Here is a 19,464-nt window from a genome sequence, read left to right as displayed (position 1 = left end):
TGTTTCCCGCTTATGAAAGTTTAGAACGAAGGTATGCGTCAATAAATACGTCAATATCTCCGTCCATTACGGCTTGAACGTTACCCATTTCTGTATTGGTCCGATGGTCTTTTACCATGGAATACGGATGGAATACGTAAGAGCGGATTTGGCTTCCCCAGCCAATCTCTTTTTGCTCACCGCGAATTTCATCCAGCTCGGCCTGCTGTTCTTCAATTCTGCGCTGATACAGCTTCGCCTTCAGCATTTTCATCGCTCTTTCACGGTTTTTAATTTGTGAACGTTCTGTTTGACATGTCACAACCACGTTGGTCGGCAAGTGGGTAATCCGAACAGCTGAGTCTGTCGTGTTGACGTGCTGTCCGCCTGCTCCGCTTGCACGATACGTATCAACTTTAATATCCTCCGTACGGATATCAATATCGATCTCATCGTTGAATTCAGGCATAACTTCACAAGATACGAATGAAGTGTGGCGGCGGCCTGATGAGTCAAACGGAGAAATCCGCACGAGACGATGGACGCCTTTTTCCGCCTTGATATATCCATAAGCGTTGTGCCCTTTAATCAGTAATGTGACTGACTTAATACCGGCTTCATCACCAGGAAGGTAATCGAGCGTTTCCACTTTAAAGCCGCGGCGCTCAGCCCATCTGGTGTACATTCTGAGAAGCATAGAGCCCCAATCCTGTGACTCAGTGCCGCCCGCACCCGGATGCAGCTCCAAAATGGCGTTGTTTTTATCATACGGCTCACTGAGAAGAAGCTGAAGCTCAAACTCATTGAACTCCTTCGTTAATGCCTTTAGCTCTTTTTCAAGCTCAAGCTGAAGATCTTGATCCGGCTCTTCTTTCAGAAGGTCATGAGTCATTTGCAGTTCTTCATGGGATTCATTCAATTTTTTATAGGAATTGACATAATCCTTTAAACCATTTGCTTCATTGATGACCGTTTGGGCTTTCTGCTGATCATTCCAGAATGCCGGATCAGCCATTTGCTCATCAAGCTCAGCAATGCGGGTCTCCTTTGATTCGAGGTCAAAGAGACCCCCTAAAGTCCGCTAAACGAGAAGCCATATTTTCGAGCTCAACTCTGATTTCTGATAATTCCATTCCATTCACCTCATTAAAAGATCCGCGGGCGCTCAAGGCGCCGCGGTCAGCAAACTTGCCCGAACGAACTATTCAGTCCGGCCGCAGCAATTTTTATATTTTTTTCCGCTTCCGCAGTGGCATGGCGCATTTCGGCCGATATCAACCACTTTACGAACCGGCGCTTTCTTTGCTTTTTTGTTTTCATCGCCTTCTTGCGGCTGATGTGCCGTGGTTTGGCCTTGTACAACCTCTTCACGCTCCAGATTATTTTCAATCTCAGCCTTCATCACAAATTTGGCAACCTCGTCCTCGATGGATTCGATCATATGCTCAAACATCGCAAAGCCTTCCATTTGATACTCACGCAGCGGATTTGTTTGCGCGTAAGCACGAAGGTGAATCCCTTGGCGAAGCTGATCCATTGCGTCGATATGATCCATCCATTTTGAATCGACGGCGCGAAGCACGATGACTTTCTCAAATTCGCGCATTTGTTCCTCGCCGAATTTTTCCTCTTTGTCATTATATTTGGTCTTGATGCGATCCATAATGAGCTCAAGCATTTCATCCGGCTCTTTGCCGAAGATGTCGCTCTTTTCAAGCGCGCCTTCGTCAAGGTAAGTCGCGTTAACAAGCTCTACAAGACCGTCAAGCTTCCACTCCTCAGGAAGCTCTTCTCTTGGTGTATAGGCCGAAATTGCCCGTTCGAGAGAAGATTTGATCATATTTTCTACGATTTCACGCAGGTTTTCAGAGTCGATGACTTCGAAACGCTGCTTATAGATAACCTCACGCTGCTGGCGGAGAACATCATCGTATTGGAGAAGCTGTTTACGTGAATCGAAGTTATTTCCTTCAACGCGTTTTTGAGATGATTCAACCGCGCGGGATACCATTTTGCTTTGAATTGGAGTGGAGTCATCCATACCAAAGCGGTCAAGCATCGCCATTGTCCGCTCAGCACCAAATCTTCGCATCAATTCATCTTCCATAGAAAGATAAAATTGTGTGATCCCCGGATCACCCTGACGTCCTGAACGTCCTCGCAGCTGATTGTCAATCCGGCGTGATTCATGGCGTTCCGTTCCGACAACGGCTAGTCCGCCAAGCTCTTTTACTCCTTCGCCAAGCTTAATGTCTGTTCCGCGCCCCGCCATGTTTGTCGCAATCGTCACAGCGCCTTTTTGACCGGCCTCTTCAATGATTTGCGCTTCTCGCTCATGGTTTTTGGCGTTTAATACCTGATGCGGGATGCCCTTGTTTTTGAGCAGCTTTGAAATCAATTCAGACGTTTCAACCGCAACTGTACCGACAAGAACGGGCTGTCCTGTCATATATCGCTGGGCAACATCTTCTGCAACGGCCTTAAACTTCCCTTCCATTGAACGGTAAATTAAATCAGGACGGTCATCACGAACAACCGGCTGGTTTGTCGGAATCGTCACAACCTGCATGTTGTAGATGTTACGGAATTCCTCTTCCTCTGTTTTAGCCGTACCCGTCATACCGGCCAGCTTTTCATACATCCGGAAGTAGTTTTGGAACGTAATCGTCGCCAAGGTCATGCTCTCATTTTGAATTTCAAGCCCTTCCTTCGCTTCGATCGCCTGGTGAAGCCCTTCGCTGTAGCGGCGGCCTTTCATTAAACGACCCGTGAAAGAGTCAACGATGACAACCTGACCGTCTTCTACTACGTAATCAACGTCCTTCTGCATGGCAACGTGCGCTTTTAAGGACTGGTTGATATGGTGGTTGAGCGCCACATTTTTCACATCAAACAGGTTGTCGATGCCGAACGCTTTTTCAGCCTTTGTCATTCCTTCTTCTGTGAGCTGTACACCTTTTGTTTTTACATCATACGTATAGTCCTTCTCTGCTTTTAACGTGCGTACAAAAGCATTTGCCTGTACGTACAGTTTTGTCGATTTTGCAGCTTGTCCTGAAATGATAAGCGGTGTTCTCGCTTCATCAATCAAAATAGAGTCGACTTCATCAATTACCGCAAAATGAAGCGGACGCTGCACCATTTGCTCTTTATAAAGAACCATGTTGTCTCGCAAATAATCGAAGCCGAGCTCGTTGTTTGTAGAATAAGTGATGTCAGCCGCATAAGCTTCCCGTTTTTCATCTTTCGACATTGAGTTCAAATTCAGTCCTACAGTTAAGCCGAGAAACTCAAAAATTTTCCCCATTTGCTCTGCGTCACGGCTCGCCAAGTATTCATTGACTGTCACGACGTGCACGCCTTTTCCAGATAAGGCATTTAAATAAACAGGCAGAGTAGACGTTAATGTTTTACCTTCCCCTGTTTTCATCTCCGCGATATTTCCGTCATGAAGAGCCACGCCCCCCATAAGCTGGACTTTAAACGGGAACATGCCGGTTACGCGGCGAGAAGCTTCCCGAACCACTGCGAATGCTTCAACAAGTAGATCATCAGTTGTCGCCCCTTTTTCAAGGCGCTCTTTAAATTCAATTGTTTTATGTTTCAGCGCATCATCCGAGAGATTTTCATAGTCTCCCCGAATCGCATCAATATCGTTAGCTATTTTTTCGTATCTATTCAGCGTACGTTTTGTTGGATCAAACATTTTATTTAAAATTCCAAGCATTTATAACGCTCCTCTATCATCACATGCCTGTTTGACAAGCATGTATAAATAATTTACTAGTCCATGTATACCTCTCATTATCATATCATACCTTCTCTTATTTCCAAAGAATTTGCAAATAAGAAAAAACAAAAACCTTCCGCGAAAATCACGGAAGGCTGCTCTTCATTATTCAGTCGGTTCAATCAGGCCATATTTCCCGTCATTTCTGCGGTACACGACGTTTGTAAGGTTTGTTTCCGCATTTGTGAAAACAAAGAAGTTATGGCCGAGCATATTCATTTGCAAGATCGCTTCTTCATTATCCATCGGCTTTAAATTAAAGCGCTTCTGACGGACGATTTCTAAGCTTTCATCTTCTTCTATTTCGTCCTGAACCGCAATATCTGTATCAGAGCCGAGGCCGTTTGCCACTGAAGATTTCGGAAGACCCTGCTCACGGAATTTGCGGTTTACCTTTGTTTTATGCTTACGGATTTGACGTTCCAGCTTGTTTGTAGCGAGATCAATTGCATTGTACATATCCTCGTTATGCACTTCAGACCGAAGCGCCAGATCTGTCATCGGAATCGTAACCTCAACCTTGGACTCCTTGTCATTGTAAAACTTCAAGTTGACGTTCACATCGGCATTTACACTATGCTCAAAATAACGCTCCAGTTTGCCGATCTTCTTCTCGACATGATCCTTTAACGCGGGTGTCACTTCAATATTTTCTCCTCTGATGTTATAGTTCATCAAAGAACGCCTCCCTTTTATTAAGGATATGTATCTATTTCTTCTTTACCCTTTACAATTCCTGCTGAAACGTAAACCTTTTGTGAAAATTCAGTGAACTTTGTCGAATTATGCCGTTTTATGCTGATGTTCCTATAGTTACGGGAGGTATATGTATATGCTGGCAATAAGAAAAAATACCTTACACAAAGTCAATTGATCACAAAGGGCTCCATACATCGATGAATGGACAGCATCCACTTCCTATAGTGAATCAGGAAATGTCCTTTTAAATACTCGCAGAATTCATGAGAGGGGAATGAGAAAGAAACCAATTGATCAAATTCTGCAAAAATCTCGTCAAAAGCCTTAACGCATACTTCTGCGCACCGTGTGTTCATCACGAAAAGAAGAGTTGAATGGGTTGAATCCAAATAAAAAAAGGCTTGGATCAGATCTTGGTAGATCCGATCCCCTTCTGTTTTTGATAAATTCTGTTCCGCCTCTATCAAATAGCACAGCCCTTCCTCAATGGTAAAAAGAAGATGATAATAAGCTGATAAAAGCGTATAATCCTCAATGCTCTTCAAGGCACTCACCTATTTACGCTTGTCATAATATCTGCCGTCAATCGTGATGTTGTTATAAGGATTTAAATACGTCGTATGCATCGCGCGTTTTCTTTTCACCTGCTGAAGTTCTGCTGCGATTGACTGCTTCAGTCTTTCCATTTCCTTCACAATAAGCTGATCCCATGTCAAGACAAGTTTCATCTGCTTTCGCTCTTCTTCTGAAAGCGGCAGAGCTATCCCCTGAATAAGTTCAGACCGTTTAGACAAAAAGTCTTCAATTTGCTTTAAAAGTTCATCGCTTTCCGGTGTATTTTGTATGTGTGACAGCATACTCTCCGTCTCAGTGTATAGGTGATCTATGTTATTCATGCGATCCCGCCTGATCCGTGCCGGTCCTTCCGTTCACTTTGCATGGCCTGTTTCCATGCATCACGAAAATCTGTTACATAGCCTTCAACCTCAGCCAGCATGCTCGTATCACTTTTGATATTTGCCTCTACCAGTCTTCGATACATATAATCGTACATCGCACCCATTGAACCGGAAAGCTCTATGTTGCGGTTAAGCGTACCATTTAATTCCTGAATGATATTTTGCGCTTTAATCAGATTTTCATTTTTACGTTCCATATCATTATTGTCAATGGCCTGAGATGCAAGTTTTATAAATTTCAAACAGCCATTATACAGCATAAGGGTCAGCTCCCCGGGCGTAGCGGTATTCACTGAATTTTGCTGATAAGCTGCATAAGGATTTTGAATCGCCATGTGTCATCCTCCAAATTACATTTATTGTACAAGAAGCTGTGATAAATAGGACGCTTGTTCGTTCATTTTTTGAATCGCAGAATCCATTGCACTGAATTTTGTATAATAGCGGTTTTCTACTGTGTTCAATCGGTCCTGCATTTTGGTGATATCAGTGCTGATCGTGTTCAAATTTTTACCGATTGAGTAGTCATTGGTTCCCATTGTCGAGTTGCCGGCTTTTGCTTCAATGCTTTTCACTGTACTTTTCAGTGTTTCACCGATGCGTTTCATAATTCCTTTATCACTATAAGCGCTGCTGTTCGTCCCGTTTGTAAATAAGGCAGCAACACTTTGTGGATCTTCTTGTATTTTTGCTTTCAGTTTGTCTTCATTAATCTCTAAATGTCCCCGCAATTGGTAAGCACTTGAGGTTGTGATGCCAAATTCAGTTAATTGATAGGCTTTCCCATCCGCATTTACTTGAGAATAAAAGTCGGTCCTCATTTGGTTCGTACCGGTGCTGATGCTGGAATCATTTCTCAGCAAACCGCTTTTTGCCTTCTTCTCCCAGAGTTCTACCTCTTTATCAGACATTGCTTCTTTTTGTTCACTCGTCAGCGGAGTATAGTCTCTGTATTTTTCTTCCTGGAGCTTTTCATTCAGGCTGTCAACCAATTCATTGTATTTATCTACAAACTCTTTAATTTGGTTATAAATCCCGTCAACATCAGTAGAAACAGATGTGGTAACAGGGCCTGTGGCTGCAGTTGTATTTTTGATCGAGTAGGTAACGCCATTAACCGTAAAGTTGTTTGTCAGCTTCTCCATTTCAAAGCCATTAATTGTGACCTTTGCATTTGTTCCTTCTTTGTAAGCAGTGAGCTTATTATCAGCGTCTAAAGAGAAACCAAGCTGACCGGACATAAAGTCGGCTGTGGCAGAGTCGGCTGCCTGTATGCTGCCTCCTGCACCTGTTTCTTTAGAAGAAAACGCAATCGTTTCTATATACTCTGTACCGTTCCAAATTTTATCTTTAAATGCTGATACTCCTAGATCTGAGCTGTTAAGTTTAGAAATCACATTATCAATGGTATCGGCGTTCGTCACACTGATGTTTACTGTTTTTGCCGTTGTCTCACCAGGCGCTATAACGTTAAATGCCAAATTATAATCGCCTTGTGTGTATCCCGCATAATTATTTGCCTTATATGTTGCTGCAGTTGCCAAACTCGCTACTTCAACAGTAGAAGACGAGTTTGGCGCACTTGCGCTTCCTGTAGCAGTTAACACAGACTCATTGGAGCTGGTCACAGTTTTGCTCTGATACGTGCTCGGATATGTCATCGTATTTTTAGACATATAATCTTGTAATTCTTTTATTTTTGAGTTTACTTCACGATAGCTGTCACGCTGCCATTCAAGCGTCTGCTTTTTTTGTGTCAGCTTATCAAGCGGCGCTCTTTCTGTCTGCATCAGCTTTGATACGATATCATCTATATCCATTCCTGATGCCAGACCTGTTATTCTCGTAACCATTCCAAACCACTCCTCATCTACTTTTTTTCATCTACAAATAACCCAAGAAATTCAGTCATAGCCGCATAAAAATCAAGCCACCGTTTCGGCGGAATCTCGCGGACAACTTCATTTGTAGAGTCCTCTATTACTTTTACATAGTATTCATTTAACTTCTCATGGAGCTCAAACTTAAGGTGAACTTGCGAAGGTTCCAAAAGCTTGTTCATTTCCCCTACCATTTCAGCAAGATTGGTATATGAAACTTGATGAACAGGAACCTCACTCTTATGATCTTTCTGATTATGTATTTGAGTATCATAACGATCCCAAACAGGTTGTAACGTAGTGAGTCTTTCAATGTTCAATTGATCATCCCCTATGTCCCAATCTATCGTTTATATCGACTAATTCGAGATAAGATTACACATATTTTTGGAAAAAAACTCATCTGTTTTAGATTTCTTGTTTGGAAATACTTTTATAGGTTAGTGGAGAATCCGATTATTATATCACGAGTTATAGACAGCCAGGGGGAAAGATTTGGAGTTAGGGAATATAAAAAAAGACCCCGGCAATCGCCAAGGTCTTTTTCAAAATTAACGTAACAATTGAAGTACGTTTTGAGGCTGTTGGTTCGCTTGAGCAAGCATAGCTTGAGAAGCTTGAGAAAGAATGTTGTTCTTTGTGAACTCGCTCATTTCTTTCGCCATGTCAACGTCACGGATACGAGACTCAGCAGCTGTCAGGTTTTCACCAGAAGTGCCTAAGTTGTTGATTGTGTGCTCAAGACGGTTTTGTACCGCACCTAATTTTGAACGTTGAGTAGATACAGTGTTAATAGCGTCATCAACAATTTTAAGTTGTGTATCAAAACCTACATCAGCTGCGTCATGAGTATTATCTTTAAATTTAGTTACATCAATATTTGAAACTGCTTGGTTAGCTACAAGAGCACCAGTATCATCTACAGCTCCAATTGCATTAGCAGCCATGTTTCCGATATTAACATCCAGTTGTTGGCCAGCATTTGCACCAATTTGGAATGTAAGTTTTGCAGTTGCAAAGTCACCGTTTAATAATTTTTTACCGTTGAACTCAGTACGGTCAGAGATACCATTTTTATTAGCTCCACCACCGATTTCTTCAACAAGAGAAGAGATCTCATCTTGGATAGCTTGAAGGTCGGTGCCATCTTGAGTACCAGAGTTTCCTGCTTGTACTACAAGCTCACGAACACGTTGAAGGATAGAGTGAGTTTCAGTCAATGCACCCTCAGCTGTTTGGATAAGAGAAATTCCGTCTTGAGAGTTTTTAGAAGCCATTTCAAGACCTCTGATTTGTCCTCTCATTTTTTCAGAGATCGCAAGACCTGCTGCGTCATCTCCTGCACGGTTGATACGAAGACCAGAAGAAAGCTTCTCCATGTTCTTTTGGCTAGCACCGTTGTTTGAAGACAAACGGTTTAATGTGTTAAGTGCTGCGATATTGTGGTTAATTCTCATTGTTTTGTTCCTCCCTGAATGTGTTGTTAAGGCACGTCCTTGTGCCTTGTTTTTTTGTAACTGGCGGAGTGTTTGCGTCTCCTCCCGGCTACATCATTAATATCGGATTGTCTCTGATTTTGTTAATACAAAAATAAAAAAAATCCTCACTTTTTTTGTGAGGATAATGCGGAGATCACATCGCTGGATAACGCTGCCGCACGGTTATTTTCTTCCTGAATGGTCAAGTAAATTTCTTTCCTGTGAATATCAATATGCTTTGGGGCTTCAATTCCAATTTTCACTTGGTCACCCTCAACCGCAATCACTTTTACTTCAATATCAGCACCTATTTGAATCGCTTCGTTCATTTTTCGAGATAAAACTAGCATGATTCTCCTCCAATCGGATGCTTTGTCGTATATGGGGAGTCGTGTAAAACGACTTGCTTAGCCAGCATGTTCTTGCGATTCACAATAATAGGAGCCAATAAATTAGCAGTCGTTTTTTCGAATGGCTCTGCCATGGTCAATAATGTCATGACTTCTACGTCTTCAATATTATCGATATCCAAAAGTTCAGCAGTTGATTCATCAAGGTCAAATTCATAATTCTTAAAAAAGATAAACGGACTTACAACGATGAACGCAAGATTCTCTGAAGTGACGGACTGCAGTGCCACGAATGGAGAGTCTTCTGAAAGCGGAAGAACGACGAACTGTTTTTCTTCTAAAAAGCCCGGAATCCCGTTTTCAAAAAGAATGATTTGTTCTTCTTTTACGTTCATTTGGCCATGGTATTTAGTATGAATGATCATTGTTCACGATCCTTTTCTTTTTACTTTTCGAGTGATTCTTTTAGGTTTTCTACCTCTATATTTAAATCAGGGTATTGGAGCATGTCAACCTTAACATTTCCCGGCGTATATTCAACAATTGGTTTACGCGGTTCAGCCTGAATAACAGGCTTTCGCGGCGTAATCTGAATATCAAGCTGTGATGGGGTATATTGGATTTTCACCCTTGAAAGAGAAGGAGCATAATGTTCGCCTAATTGAATTTGGTGCATCTCAGAGTTCCTCTTTGCTTGTGAAGCGATTGGGTTCCCCTTATTTTCAATTCTCATAAGCTCGTCTCCTTCTTCTGCGGTACGAGCTATCCCCTCCATGACATCCTCACGCCCTTGTTGGGCAGCTTCTTCGATTTTTTTGAATACATGCTTTCTGTCTAATTCTTCCCATGCTTGCGTCTGGTCAATCGTAAGTTTTCCAGGTGTCACCGATATTTCCATTTCCGCGCTTGGCTGTTCAATCTCCAGGTCGGCTTGCGGCTGCTCCATTTTTAAGCTGGCGGGCGTCGTTGTTAAACCAATTTTCCCTTGAACACTATGCATAATCAATCTGGGAATTTGCATCACTCTACCTCCTAAACTATAAAAAAAGCGAACTCCTGAGAGCCGCTTACTTTAAAAAGTCGATCAATGTAGGCTGAACAATTTGCGCATTTACAGCTAAGGTAGCTCTATGTACACTTTGCTGGGCAATAAATTCCGTTATGACTTCTTCCAGTTCTACATCTTCATTGTCAGACAATACTTTTGTAGCTGTTTCTTCTTGAGATGCGAGTCTTGTATTAATCAGTTCAAGACGGTTATATCTCGCTCCGAGATCAGATCGCTCTGCGCTCATACCGTCAGAAAATTGATCGATATCATCTAAAACGCTGTCCACATCGTCCAAAGAGCCTGAATTAAGTGCTGTCTCAAATGAATTAAGCATTTCAAACACATTTTGTCCGCTTTCAGAAGTACCGCCAAAGGCTGCCTTCGGATCCGAGTTTACCTTTAATGACATATTATCCGATATATTGACAATAACGTCAGCCGTATCAGAAATCGTATAAGTTCCGTCTCCGTTGTCTTTAACTGGAGGTGTATCTGAATTAGTGCCATTGAAGATATATCTGCCGTTCACTTGTGTATTAGCAATATTTAAGAGCTGTTCTTTTAATTGTTTTACTTCTACACCAATAGCTTGCAATTCTGCTCCACCATTTGTGTCATTCTTAGCTTGAACAGCTAACTCTCTGACCTTTGACATAATGTCAATTCCTTCAGTAATGTTTGTTTCTGTGTTTTCAAGCCAAGTAAAGGCTTGAGAAGCATTACTTTGGTATTGCTGAACTTGAGATAACTGCGTATTGTACTTTAAGCTTTTCATAGCTACTACTGGATCATCGGAAGCTTTTGAGATTTTTTTTCCGGAAGAAATCTGTGATTGAAGTTTATCCAGCTTTGAGTAGCTTGAACCGATATATCTCAATGAGTTTTGCTGAATCATCCCTTGTGTTACTCTCATTTGATCTACCTACCTTCCCCCGACACCCATGCCATTAATTACTTTATCAAGGATTTCGTCTTGTAACGTTACCATTCTTGCGGCAGCATTGTATGCGTGTTGGAATTGAATCATATTGGTCATTTCTTCATCTAAAGAAACAGCGCTCATTTGCTGACGGTTTATGTCTGCATCATTCAGCTGTGTTTCTGTATTAGACGAAAGCCGATTTGCTTCTTGCGCTTTAATTCCCAGCTCGCCAATCAGACCTGAATAGTAATCTAGCACACTTGTCTTTTTACCATTGATGGTTATATCACCTGTTAACACATTCGCTAATTTTGTTGCATTTGAATTATCGTTGGCTGCACCAGTCAGTGAGAAAGCAATATTCGCGCCGCTTGAATCTGATATGCTGGCAGCTACTTTAATCTTGCCCGCCGCTCCTTTTGCCGGTTCAGTTTCACCGCCGGTAAAATCAAAAAAGTCCCCGCCTTGTTCGCCGCTCTTGGTCAAACCATTTCGGTGCACCTCATTGAAAGCTTTAGCGAATTCAAGTGCCATATTATCGAGATCAGATAGCATGTCCGGATATATGCCCTTTTCTTCGCCGCCTGCTGATACATACCCGTAAGACTCTATAAATCCTAAAAGAGATCCCTTACTGCTGAATGACTCAGCCTGTAGAGCAGTGTTTCCGATTGAAATACTTGATACTAAACCAGTTTCATTATCATAGTTGGCTGCAAGTTCTGAAACCTCGTAATTTTCACCGTCCAAAACAGTTCCCAATGACTGTTTATTTTTATCAAGGATTTCAATTGATACGGTTCCTTCAGCAGAGGCAAGTGCATTACCGCCTGATTTGTTATAGCTGACTTTAATATCAACCATTGAGGATAATTTATCGATCAGCAAATCTCGCTGATCATATAAACCATTTGGCATAAGCCCGACCGGCTCTACTTGAGCTATTTGCTTATTTAAACTGTTTAATTGGGAAAGCACCGAATTGACATCCAACACCGTAGTATCTAGCTCTGCTTTTAAGTTCGATTGAACATTTGTAAGTGATTCGGAGAGATAATTAAACGTTTCTGCCAGAGCTTTTCCTTTTTCAGCGACAACAGAACGCGCACTGTCTTCGTTTGTATTATTCGATAATTCCTGAAGGGAATTCCAAAACGAATTGAGTACACTGTTTAAGCCGCTGCCGTCCGTCTCATTTAAGATGCCTTCCATTTGGGAGAGAGCTTTGGCCTTCGTGTCGTAGTATCCGGCACTATTGTTTTGAAGACGGTATTGGTAGTCAAGAAAGATATCTCTTATTCTCTCAACTGACTTCCCTTGAACGCCCGTTCCCATTTGCCCCGCGGTTTTTTCTGCGTTTTTTGATACAGCAGGGAAGTAGTCAGTTGCCTCCAACGAGACTCGCTGTCTTGTATAACCGTCAGTGTTGGCATTTGCCACGTTATTTGCAGTCGTGCTTAACGCTGCCTGCTGGGCGCTTAACGCCCGCCTTGCAGTTTCAAGCCCCATAAAGGTAGATGTCATATTCTGAATTCCTTTCCGCTAAGCTTTTGAATCGAACAGTTTCAGCCGGCTGCTCTTCGGAAGCTCAGCTTTAATCTGTTTGCTGTAATTAAAGTTATTATCCTTAGGAACCAGCATATCGTACGAAATAGAGATGAATTGCAGCGCGTCTCTTGTCAGCTGTCTATTCAGCTTATTCACTTCTTTTAAACGCCCAAGAACTTTAGTAAGAGATTCGAACAAAAGTTCAAGCTCTTCCTTTTCACTGCCTGAAGTTTTGGCGATACAAGCAGAAATAGTGTTATTTTCGCTGTATCCAAGAAAAGCGGAAGCCGCTTTAATCCGGTCATCTTCTGTCTGTTCGATTGCTTGAATATATTTTTGTTCTTTTGTCAAAATGTTAGAAAGCTCTTTTGTTTTGCCGGCTTTGAGCGCTTCCGTTTTTTCCTCAGACAGCGTGAGCAAATGCTCATGCAGAACGCAAAGTCGCTTCAATTGTTCGATAATTGGCTTTGCTGACATGGCTTTCTCCTTTTTTACTGCTTTTTATAAAAATTAATTATATTTTTTGCTATATGATTTGCGTCTATTTTGTATGACCCGTTTTCAATTTGCGCTTTTAGCTGCGCGATTTTTTCCTGGCGTGAACCAGTGACTGCGTCGGATGCATTTTGCAGCTCTTTAGCCTGCGATGAAATTTCGATTTTATCTTTAGGCTGTGCAGCATTTTTTTGCACTGCTTGCTTTTCGTAATTTTTTTGGTATGGATTAACGGATTGTGTTCCAAATTGATTGATTTTCATAGGATTCCTCTCGCTTTCCGTTGCAGTCTTTAAACAATCTAACCCTTTTATCGACTGCGTTTTCAGTTAGTTTAGGGAATCAGCTGTTTTTGGTATTATAGGCATAGTATGTGTCTTTTTTACTATTTTTCTGTTCTGTTTTCAATGCGGATTCTTGGTTCAGATGACCTATTTGATCCTTTATATCGGACTGGCAAGCCTTGCAGAACTTGCCTTCCCTAATCGATGTCCCGCACCTTTCACAAGGGTATGCCAAGTTCGGCAGATGAGTGATTTGGATTCGCTTTTGCCTGATGAATTTTAAAATCAGCTCTTCCTCCACACCTGTTTCCTCAGTTATGCGGCTCAGTGTTGATTGCCTGTTTTCCTGTTTCCTTAAAAATTTATATACAGTCTCAAATGATTTTTCTTCTTCCTTAATACACGCCTGACACACGGTTTGCAGCTTTGTTTTTAAAAATAAAGCATTGCATTTCGGACAATTCGCCAGTTCACCCATCATGTTTACTCCTTATTCATTAATATGCCTGCAGTAATTTCTAGACATTATATCGGCACAAAAATTGAATCATTTAGCTTCTCACTAAGGTAAAAGATGACACAGAACCAGCTTTGCCTTTCTCCAATAAACAGCGGGCAGCATAGTGCAAAGTGGCACCCGTAGTATAAAGATCGTCGATTAAAACAATATCCATACCCTCAACCGAGCTGTTTTTTGTTTCAAAAACATGCTCTGAAAGCAGGCGCTCCGTTTTCTTTTTCTTAGACTGCTTTTCATTATTCAGGCGGATGAGAGGATTGAGGATGGGCCGTTTTAAGCATTCAGCAAGCATTTGTGACTGGTTAAAGCCGCGTTCCGCGTTCCGTTCTTCGCTTAACGGAATGGGAACGAGCACAAGGCGTTTATCTGGATAGACAGCAGAGAATTCTGAGGAAAAGTCATTTTTAAAAGCGTTTATTATCGCTGCATCTCCCCTGAATTTCATTCGGGCGAGCGTTTCTTTCATCATGTCATTATATAAGTAAACAGAACGGTTTTGGCTGAGCCTTAAGCCGTCATCTATTCTTGATTTCCATGCCTCGCAATCCGCGCACACTTCATGAGCGGTTTGAGGCCTGCCACAAAGCGGACAAATGGCCCCTTTGATGATCTGTAATTTGTTTCTGCAGGATTGACAGACTCTGTCGCCAGGTTTTAATAAGAATAGTGAGCACCATGAAACAGCTTGAGAAAATTGTGAATCACATAATAGACAGATCAGTTTTTTAGAGCCTCCTCCTGTCTCGTTTCGCATTGATCACTCGGATTCTCCGATACCACAGCAGCTGATTCAGCCAAAATCACAAGCATAGCCGTGTTTTTCTGTTTATCTACCAGCTCAGCTTTCGTATATGCAATCTTTTTTAAATCAGTGACGTAAGCTGGTCTTACTTGGTTTAAAGAAAGTGCAAGTACATCATTTTTGCATACTTGGCATGTGCAGGTCATATGAAGCTGATCCATATATCGGTCAAGAAGTTCTTCCATCATGATTTCTTTTGAATTGACAAGCATTTTTACAGCTCCTCATTAGTTATATGAGTATACTGTATCATGTTTTTAAATATTAACTGTCTATCAATTTATTTTTTAAAGCCAATTCATTCATTATTTTTATATGTTTTCTTGCCTCTATCATACTCTTTGTTTTTCCGAAGTGAAAATAAATGACATCGCCGTCTGCATGTTCTTTATGCCGTCCTGTCCTTCCTGCGATTTGCACAAGCGCGCTTTCCGTAAAGATGGGCGATTCTGCCCCTAAGATGCCTGTTTGGACCATAGGAACTGTGACACCTCTTTCTAATATTGTTGTTGTGATTAACAGATCAAACTGACCGTCTCGAAATTGCTGCACTTTTTCTTTTCTGAGCTTATCTTCCGCATGTACAGCCGCTGTTCGATAATTCATATCTTTAAAACAAGAAGCAGCCTTTTCCAAAACAGAAATGGAAGGAACAAATAAAAAAACGGGCCTTCCTTCTTTCACATGCTGTTCTATCCATCTTTTTACCGCATTTGGGATTTTGTTTCGGGTTAATTTCTTTTTCCAGTTTCCGCACCACTGAAAGCTCGGTTCAGGCAATGGCTTCCGATGGTATCTGGCCGGTATGCGAACGGATTTTAACTCACCTTTATACGTTTTTCTTTTTAATTCTTTAGGAGGTGTTGCGCTTAGATAAACAAGAGTGCTGTTTTTCTTTCTCGCTTTTTGAACAGCGAATTGAAGAGTTTGATCAGCGGAATATGGAAAAGCATCCACTTCATCAACGATCATGACGTCGAATGCGTTTTTATAGCGCAAAAGCTGATGAGTTGTGGAAATCATAAGCGGAGATAAACGCCCTTTGTCATCACTTCCTCCGTATAGAGCTGAAATATCAGCATCCTGAAATGCAGCCTTCAGTCTCGGAGCAAGCTCTAATACAACATCGGTGCGCGGGGTTGCAATACAAACACGCAGTCTTAGATTTAATGCCGATTCTATACCCGGGAATAATAATTCAGTTTTACCTGCGCCGCAAACAGCCCAAATAAGGAGCTCTTCTTGCTTCGAAATTGCTTCAATTAAGACGTCAGCGGCCTTTTGCTGTCCGCTTGAAAGCTTTCCATCCCAAGTCAGTTTTATAGGCCTCCAGTTTGCCTCTGCCTCCTTGCACCAGGAATATAAAGAAACATCCTCACTCGCTCTGCCCATCATGACACAAGAGCGGCAGTATACTTTATCTTCTCCTGATGAATGATACGAAGAAAAATACTGTTGATTATTTTGACCGCATCTATTGCATCTATATCCCCATTTATTTTTTGATATAGACTCCTCGGCAGATATATAACCATGCTCGATATGCCAATCAATGATCTCGTCAGAAAATGGGATTTCTGTTCTAAGCAGATGGCGGCCCTGAAGCTGCTGCTGCAGTTCTTTAGAGAATAGGCTGTTCGATTCTGATGTCTTAGTCTGCATAGTACGGCCTCCTTGCGAGATATTATGCCGGAATGAAAATAATCTGTCTAACAGCTAAAAAAAGAATATAAAAAAATCTCCGCTTCTAAAACGGAGATTTCATCATTTATTTAAAACACCAGCAGATTCCTATTGCACCTTCACCAAGATGAGTGCCTATAACCGCACCAAAGTAGCTGTTATAAAATTCAACATGCGGATATTTTGCAGAGAGCTCTTCAATAATACTCGATGCTTCTTCTTCTCGATTAGCGTGAATAACGGCAGCTTTCATCGGCATGCCCTTACTCGCGTCTTCATCTAAAAGCTCGTAAATCCGCGAAATTGCTTTTTTGCGTGTGCGGATCTTCTCAAAAGGCACAATTACCTTATTGTCAAAATGCAGAATAGGCTTTACCTTGAGAAGACTCCCAATAAAGGCTTGAGCACTGCTTAATCGTCCGCCTCGCTGAAGATGTGTTAAATCATCCACCATAAAATATGCCCGAACAGTTTTTTTCATTTCTTCCAGTTCTTTTATAATATCTTCCGGCGATGACGCTCCATTTCTGATCAATTCAGCTGCTTTCAGAGCATAAAAACCTTGAGCCAGACAGCTGATCTCTGAGTCAAACGGGTATACTTCAATATTATCGACCATTGTATTCGCTGCAGCTGCGCTGCTGAACGTTCCGCTAATTCCGCTAGAAAGATGAATACTGATCACCGCATCATATGACTTGCCGAGCTCTTCATACAAAGCAACCAGCTCGCCAATCGCAGGCTGAGAAGTGGATGGAAGCTCCGTATGCTTTTTCACTTCTTGGTAAAAGCTTCTCCAGTCCATTTCTGTTTCTTCATGATATGTTTCATCCCCAAAAACAACCTGGAGAGGAATCATGTGTATATGATTTTGTTCACGCATTTCTTTGGGAATATATGCCGTACTATCTGTTACTACTGCAATATTCATAGCTTCGTTACCTGCCTTATCACTTTATGACTCTATTGTAAGGGAAACAGAGGCCTAAAAAAAGACCTGCCTCAAAAAGGCAAGTCCAATTTCATGCTATCTCATTTCTACCCAACCATTTTTAATGGCGACCACCACGGCTTGCGTCCGGTCGTTTACATTCATTTTTTGTAAGATATTGCTGACATGGTTTTTAACAGTTTTTTCACTGATAAACAATGATTCACCGATGCCGCGGTTGCTTTTTCCGTCTGCAAGCATTTGCAGCACTTCACATTCCCGTCTTGTTAAAATATGTAATGGTCTGCGAATCTCTGGATAGACCTCATGCTGAGGATGAGCAGAAACTCCGCTTGTTGCAAGACGTCGGAATTCGTTTACGAGGTTGTGAGTAACCTTCGGGTGAAGGTAAGAACCGCCCTCGGCAACTACTTTAACCGCTTCAATTAGTGTATCAGCATCCATCTCTTTCAGCAGATAACCTCTTGCACCTGTTTTCAGAGCATGTGTTACATAATTCTCGTCATCGTGAATTGATAGAATAATTACTTTAGATTCAGGATACAGCTCTACAAGCTGCTTTGTAGCTTCCACGCCATTTACGTTCGGCATATTGATATCCATGATCACGACATCAGGATGATAGTGCTCAACGATGCGAGCCGCTTCATCTCCGTCGTCTCCTTCCGCTACCACTTCAAAGGTAGGTTCAAAATCCAATATCCGCTTAACACCTTCACGAAATAACTGATGGTCGTCGATAATAACAATGTTTACTTTAGTCACAAGCCACGCCTCCTTGTATTATTGTTCTATATACTCTGGTATTCGGTCAATATGCCTTTTGGCTCTATTTTACAAATCATAGTCACAGAGATAACGGAACCTTAATCATGATAAATGTCCCAAGACCTATTTTTGAATCTATTGTCATGGTTCCTTCCAATAAATCTACTCTTTCTTTCATTCCAAGCAAGCCGAATGATTTGTTTTTCTTCTCTTTCGCTTCCTTCAGGTCAAATCCTTTGCCGTTATCTTTTATCATTAAAATCACAAAATCCTTTGTAATCTCAACTTTGACTGTAATTTCTTCAGATCCAGAATGCTTTAACGCATTGGATACAGCTTCCTGTGCGAGTCTGAAGAGCGCAACTTCAAACTGAGGCGCGAGTCGTTTGTCCTCCGTATCGCCGATACACTGAAAATGTATTTTCACCTTACCGTTATATTCTTCGGTTGTATATAGATATTTCCGCAAAGTTGGAATCAGGCCTAGGTCATCAAGGGCCATCGGTCTTAAATCATATATAATCCGTCTCACTTCGTAAAGAGCATTCCGCACATTTTGGCGGAGATTTTTGATTTCCTGGAATCCGTCTTCAGCGCCTCGGTCTCGGAAAATCCGTTCAATTAATTCCGATCTCATCATAACATTTGCCAGCATTTGTGCAGGGCCGTCGTGAATTTCTCTCGAGACTCTTTTTCTCTCTTCTTCCTGCGCTTCAATAATCCTCAAGCCAAAATCCTGTTTTGCCTGCGCATCGGCAAGAAGCAGCCCAACCTCCCGAAGATCCTGATTCAGATAGTTCAGCACGACCGTAATCTGGCTCACTAGTGATTCTGAGCGTTCGATGATTTCCTGAAGGCCTAACAGTCTGCGTTCCAAATCGTCCCGGCGTTCGCGCAATTGCTTTTCACGCTGCTGGATCATCGTCAGTTCTACTTGCAGCTTATGGGCTTTTTCATAAGCATTGCGGATTTCTTCTTCACTGAATCTATGAAAATTGCGGCTGACCTCGGATAAACGGTTTCGCGCATGGCGGGTTTGCACTTCAAGTTTATCACCAAGCTCGATGACTTCATAAACCTGCTGTTTAATTTGTTTCAGTTCTTCGACCAGCTGTTCATACTGCTGGCGTGACTGCTCCCCGATTTGAAAAACCTCATCCTTGCTCCCGTCAACGGTTTTCAGCATCTTCATCAAAATAGAGTCCAGAACTTTGGAATCCATCTTTGTTTTATTCATAATTTCCCTCCGTCACGGTGTTGTCATATATTTTTATTATAAATGTAATTGATCTGCAAATTGTGTC

The 19,464-nt window shown here is 41.8% G+C and carries 23 protein-coding genes; all 23 read right to left on the bottom strand.

Annotated elements, in window-relative coordinates; genetic code table 11:
• Positions 1-10: 10 nt before the first annotated feature.
• The 23 genes from prfB to degS all read right to left on the bottom strand — a co-directional run bounded on the left by prfB (position 11) and on the right by degS (position 19,397).
• Positions 11-1,112 (bottom strand): peptide chain release factor 2 gene (prfB, locus tag M1D69_RS03425; protein ID WP_458104573.1). Its coding sequence is split into 2 segments (ribosomal slippage): positions 11-1,039 and positions 1,041-1,112, totalling 1,101 coding nucleotides; the frame shifts between segments, so codons are not numbered across the junction.
• A 68-nt stretch (positions 1,113-1,180) separates the two neighbouring features.
• Entirely contained in the window at positions 1,181-3,706 is a 2,526-nt protein-coding gene (secA, locus tag M1D69_RS03420) for a preprotein translocase subunit SecA (protein ID WP_458104574.1), read from the bottom strand.
• Between the two features lie 168 nt (positions 3,707-3,874).
• Positions 3,875-4,444: a ribosome hibernation promotion factor gene (gene hpf, locus M1D69_RS03415; RefSeq protein ID WP_044159437.1), complete on the bottom strand. Its 570-nt coding sequence runs from the start codon at positions 4,442-4,444 to the stop codon at positions 3,875-3,877.
• A gap of 191 nt (positions 4,445-4,635) precedes the next feature.
• Entirely contained in the window at positions 4,636-5,013 is a 378-nt protein-coding gene (locus M1D69_RS03410; protein WP_024123013.1) for a hypothetical protein, read from the bottom strand.
• A 9-nt stretch (positions 5,014-5,022) separates the two neighbouring features.
• Positions 5,023-5,364, bottom strand: coding sequence for a flagellar protein FliT (locus M1D69_RS03405; protein ID WP_458104575.1), 342 nt, complete (start codon positions 5,362-5,364; stop codon positions 5,023-5,025).
• On the bottom strand, positions 5,361-5,762 hold the full coding sequence (gene fliS, locus M1D69_RS03400) for a flagellar export chaperone FliS (protein ID WP_458104576.1): 402 nt from the start codon (positions 5,760-5,762) through the stop codon (positions 5,361-5,363). Before fliS ends, M1D69_RS03405 begins: the two co-directional genes overlap by 4 nt.
• Before the next feature lie 21 nt (positions 5,763-5,783).
• Complete coding sequence (locus tag M1D69_RS03395; protein WP_458104577.1) at positions 5,784-7,280, bottom strand: flagellar hook-associated protein 2; 1,497 nt, start codon at positions 7,278-7,280, stop codon at positions 5,784-5,786.
• 17 nt (positions 7,281-7,297) lie between these two features.
• The gene (gene flaG / locus M1D69_RS03390; protein ID WP_458104578.1) at positions 7,298-7,627 is read right to left on the bottom strand and encodes a flagellar protein FlaG; all 330 of its coding nucleotides are present in this window, start codon (positions 7,625-7,627) and stop codon (positions 7,298-7,300) included.
• A gap of 231 nt (positions 7,628-7,858) precedes the next feature.
• Positions 7,859-8,764: a flagellin Hag gene (gene hag / locus M1D69_RS03385; RefSeq protein ID WP_458104579.1), complete on the bottom strand. Its 906-nt coding sequence runs from the start codon at positions 8,762-8,764 to the stop codon at positions 7,859-7,861.
• 146 nt (positions 8,765-8,910) lie between these two features.
• Positions 8,911-9,135 carry a carbon storage regulator CsrA gene (gene csrA, locus M1D69_RS03380; RefSeq protein WP_059292441.1) on the bottom strand — a complete coding sequence of 75 codons (225 nt, stop codon included), beginning with the start codon at positions 9,133-9,135 and terminating at the stop codon, positions 8,911-8,913.
• A complete protein-coding gene (gene fliW / locus M1D69_RS03375) occupies positions 9,129-9,560 on the bottom strand; it encodes a flagellar assembly protein FliW (protein WP_458104580.1) in 432 nt (143 codons plus the stop codon). The genes csrA and fliW overlap by 7 nt, the downstream gene beginning before the upstream one ends.
• A gap of 20 nt (positions 9,561-9,580) precedes the next feature.
• A complete protein-coding gene (locus tag M1D69_RS03370) occupies positions 9,581-10,156 on the bottom strand; it encodes a DUF6470 family protein (protein ID WP_458104581.1) in 576 nt (191 codons plus the stop codon).
• Between the two features lie 46 nt (positions 10,157-10,202).
• Positions 10,203-11,099, bottom strand: a complete 897-nt coding sequence (flgL, locus tag M1D69_RS03365) for a flagellar hook-associated protein FlgL (protein WP_458104582.1) — start codon at positions 11,097-11,099, stop codon at positions 10,203-10,205.
• Positions 11,100-11,108: 9 nt separating this feature from the next.
• Positions 11,109-12,632, bottom strand: coding sequence for a flagellar hook-associated protein FlgK (gene flgK / locus M1D69_RS03360; RefSeq protein ID WP_458104583.1), 1,524 nt, complete (start codon positions 12,630-12,632; stop codon positions 11,109-11,111).
• An 18-nt stretch (positions 12,633-12,650) separates the two neighbouring features.
• Positions 12,651-13,133 (bottom strand): flagellar protein FlgN, encoded by a 483-nt coding sequence (flgN, locus tag M1D69_RS03355; RefSeq protein ID WP_010332064.1) that lies wholly within the window; start codon positions 13,131-13,133, stop codon positions 12,651-12,653.
• A gap of 14 nt (positions 13,134-13,147) precedes the next feature.
• Entirely contained in the window at positions 13,148-13,414 is a 267-nt protein-coding gene (gene flgM, locus M1D69_RS03350) for a flagellar biosynthesis anti-sigma factor FlgM (RefSeq protein WP_024123025.1), read from the bottom strand.
• A gap of 79 nt (positions 13,415-13,493) precedes the next feature.
• On the bottom strand, positions 13,494-13,913 hold the full coding sequence (locus tag M1D69_RS03345; RefSeq protein ID WP_458106213.1) for a TIGR03826 family flagellar region protein: 420 nt from the start codon (positions 13,911-13,913) through the stop codon (positions 13,494-13,496).
• A gap of 73 nt (positions 13,914-13,986) precedes the next feature.
• Positions 13,987-14,709, bottom strand: a complete 723-nt coding sequence (locus tag M1D69_RS03340; protein ID WP_458104584.1) for a phosphoribosyltransferase family protein — start codon at positions 14,707-14,709, stop codon at positions 13,987-13,989.
• Positions 14,673-14,969 (bottom strand): late competence development ComFB family protein, encoded by a 297-nt coding sequence (locus M1D69_RS03335; protein WP_059292436.1) that lies wholly within the window; start codon positions 14,967-14,969, stop codon positions 14,673-14,675. The genes M1D69_RS03340 and M1D69_RS03335 overlap by 37 nt, the downstream gene beginning before the upstream one ends.
• Before the next feature lie 52 nt (positions 14,970-15,021).
• A complete protein-coding gene (gene comFA / locus M1D69_RS03330; protein WP_458104585.1) occupies positions 15,022-16,419 on the bottom strand; it encodes an ATP-dependent helicase ComFA in 1,398 nt (465 codons plus the stop codon).
• 106 nt (positions 16,420-16,525) lie between these two features.
• Positions 16,526-17,371, bottom strand: a complete 846-nt coding sequence (locus M1D69_RS03325) for a DegV family protein (protein ID WP_198098077.1) — start codon at positions 17,369-17,371, stop codon at positions 16,526-16,528.
• Positions 17,372-17,467: 96 nt separating this feature from the next.
• The gene (gene degU / locus M1D69_RS03320) at positions 17,468-18,157 is read right to left on the bottom strand and encodes a two-component system response regulator DegU (protein ID WP_003219701.1); all 690 of its coding nucleotides are present in this window, start codon (positions 18,155-18,157) and stop codon (positions 17,468-17,470) included.
• 82 nt (positions 18,158-18,239) lie between these two features.
• On the bottom strand, positions 18,240-19,397 hold the full coding sequence (gene degS / locus M1D69_RS03315; protein ID WP_024123030.1) for a two-component sensor histidine kinase DegS: 1,158 nt from the start codon (positions 19,395-19,397) through the stop codon (positions 18,240-18,242).
• Between the last annotated feature and the right edge of the window lie 67 nt (positions 19,398-19,464).

Source organism: Bacillus sp. PK3-037, assembly GCF_054161355.1.
This window is presented reverse-complemented; position numbering and strand designations above follow the sequence as displayed.

Excerpts from the sequence above, each read along its gene's own strand:
- secA (WP_458104574.1), bottom strand. The coding sequence starts at position 3,706 with ATGCTTGGAATTTTAAATAAAATGTTTGATCCAACAAAACGTACGCTG.
- fliS (WP_458104576.1), bottom strand. The coding sequence starts at position 5,762 with ATGGCGATTCAAAATCCTTATGCAGCTTATCAGCAAAATTCAGTGAAT.
- flgN (WP_010332064.1), bottom strand. The coding sequence starts at position 13,133 with ATGTCAGCAAAGCCAATTATCGAACAATTGAAGCGACTTTGCGTTCTG.
- M1D69_RS03340 (WP_458104584.1), bottom strand. The coding sequence starts at position 14,709 with ATGCGAAACGAGACAGGAGGAGGCTCTAAAAAACTGATCTGTCTATTA.
- M1D69_RS03405 (WP_458104575.1), bottom strand. The coding sequence starts at position 5,364 with ATGAATAACATAGATCACCTATACACTGAGACGGAGAGTATGCTGTCA.
- fliW (WP_458104580.1), bottom strand. The coding sequence starts at position 9,560 with ATGATCATTCATACTAAATACCATGGCCAAATGAACGTAAAAGAAGAA.
- flgM (WP_024123025.1), bottom strand. The coding sequence starts at position 13,414 with ATGAAAATCAATCAATTTGGAACACAATCCGTTAATCCATACCAAAAA.
- comFA (WP_458104585.1), bottom strand. The coding sequence starts at position 16,419 with ATGCAGACTAAGACATCAGAATCGAACAGCCTATTCTCTAAAGAACTG.
- flgL (WP_458104582.1), bottom strand. The coding sequence starts at position 11,099 with ATGAGAGTAACACAAGGGATGATTCAGCAAAACTCATTGAGATATATC.
- M1D69_RS03370 (WP_458104581.1), bottom strand. The coding sequence starts at position 10,156 with ATGCAAATTCCCAGATTGATTATGCATAGTGTTCAAGGGAAAATTGGT.
- flgK (WP_458104583.1), bottom strand. The coding sequence starts at position 12,632 with ATGACATCTACCTTTATGGGGCTTGAAACTGCAAGGCGGGCGTTAAGC.
- M1D69_RS03335 (WP_059292436.1), bottom strand. The coding sequence starts at position 14,969 with ATGCTTGTCAATTCAAAAGAAATCATGATGGAAGAACTTCTTGACCGA.
- M1D69_RS03345 (WP_458106213.1), bottom strand. The coding sequence starts at position 13,913 with ATGGGTGAACTGGCGAATTGTCCGAAATGCAATGCTTTATTTTTAAAA.
- M1D69_RS03325 (WP_198098077.1), bottom strand. The coding sequence starts at position 17,371 with ATGAATATTGCAGTAGTAACAGATAGTACGGCATATATTCCCAAAGAA.
- hag (WP_458104579.1), bottom strand. The coding sequence starts at position 8,764 with ATGAGAATTAACCACAATATCGCAGCACTTAACACATTAAACCGTTTG.
- degS (WP_024123030.1), bottom strand. The coding sequence starts at position 19,397 with ATGAATAAAACAAAGATGGATTCCAAAGTTCTGGACTCTATTTTGATG.
- M1D69_RS03395 (WP_458104577.1), bottom strand. The coding sequence starts at position 7,280 with ATGGTTACGAGAATAACAGGTCTGGCATCAGGAATGGATATAGATGAT.
- csrA (WP_059292441.1), bottom strand. The coding sequence starts at position 9,135 with ATGCTAGTTTTATCTCGAAAAATGAACGAAGCGATTCAAATAGGTGCT.
- hpf (WP_044159437.1), bottom strand. The coding sequence starts at position 4,444 with ATGAACTATAACATCAGAGGAGAAAATATTGAAGTGACACCCGCGTTA.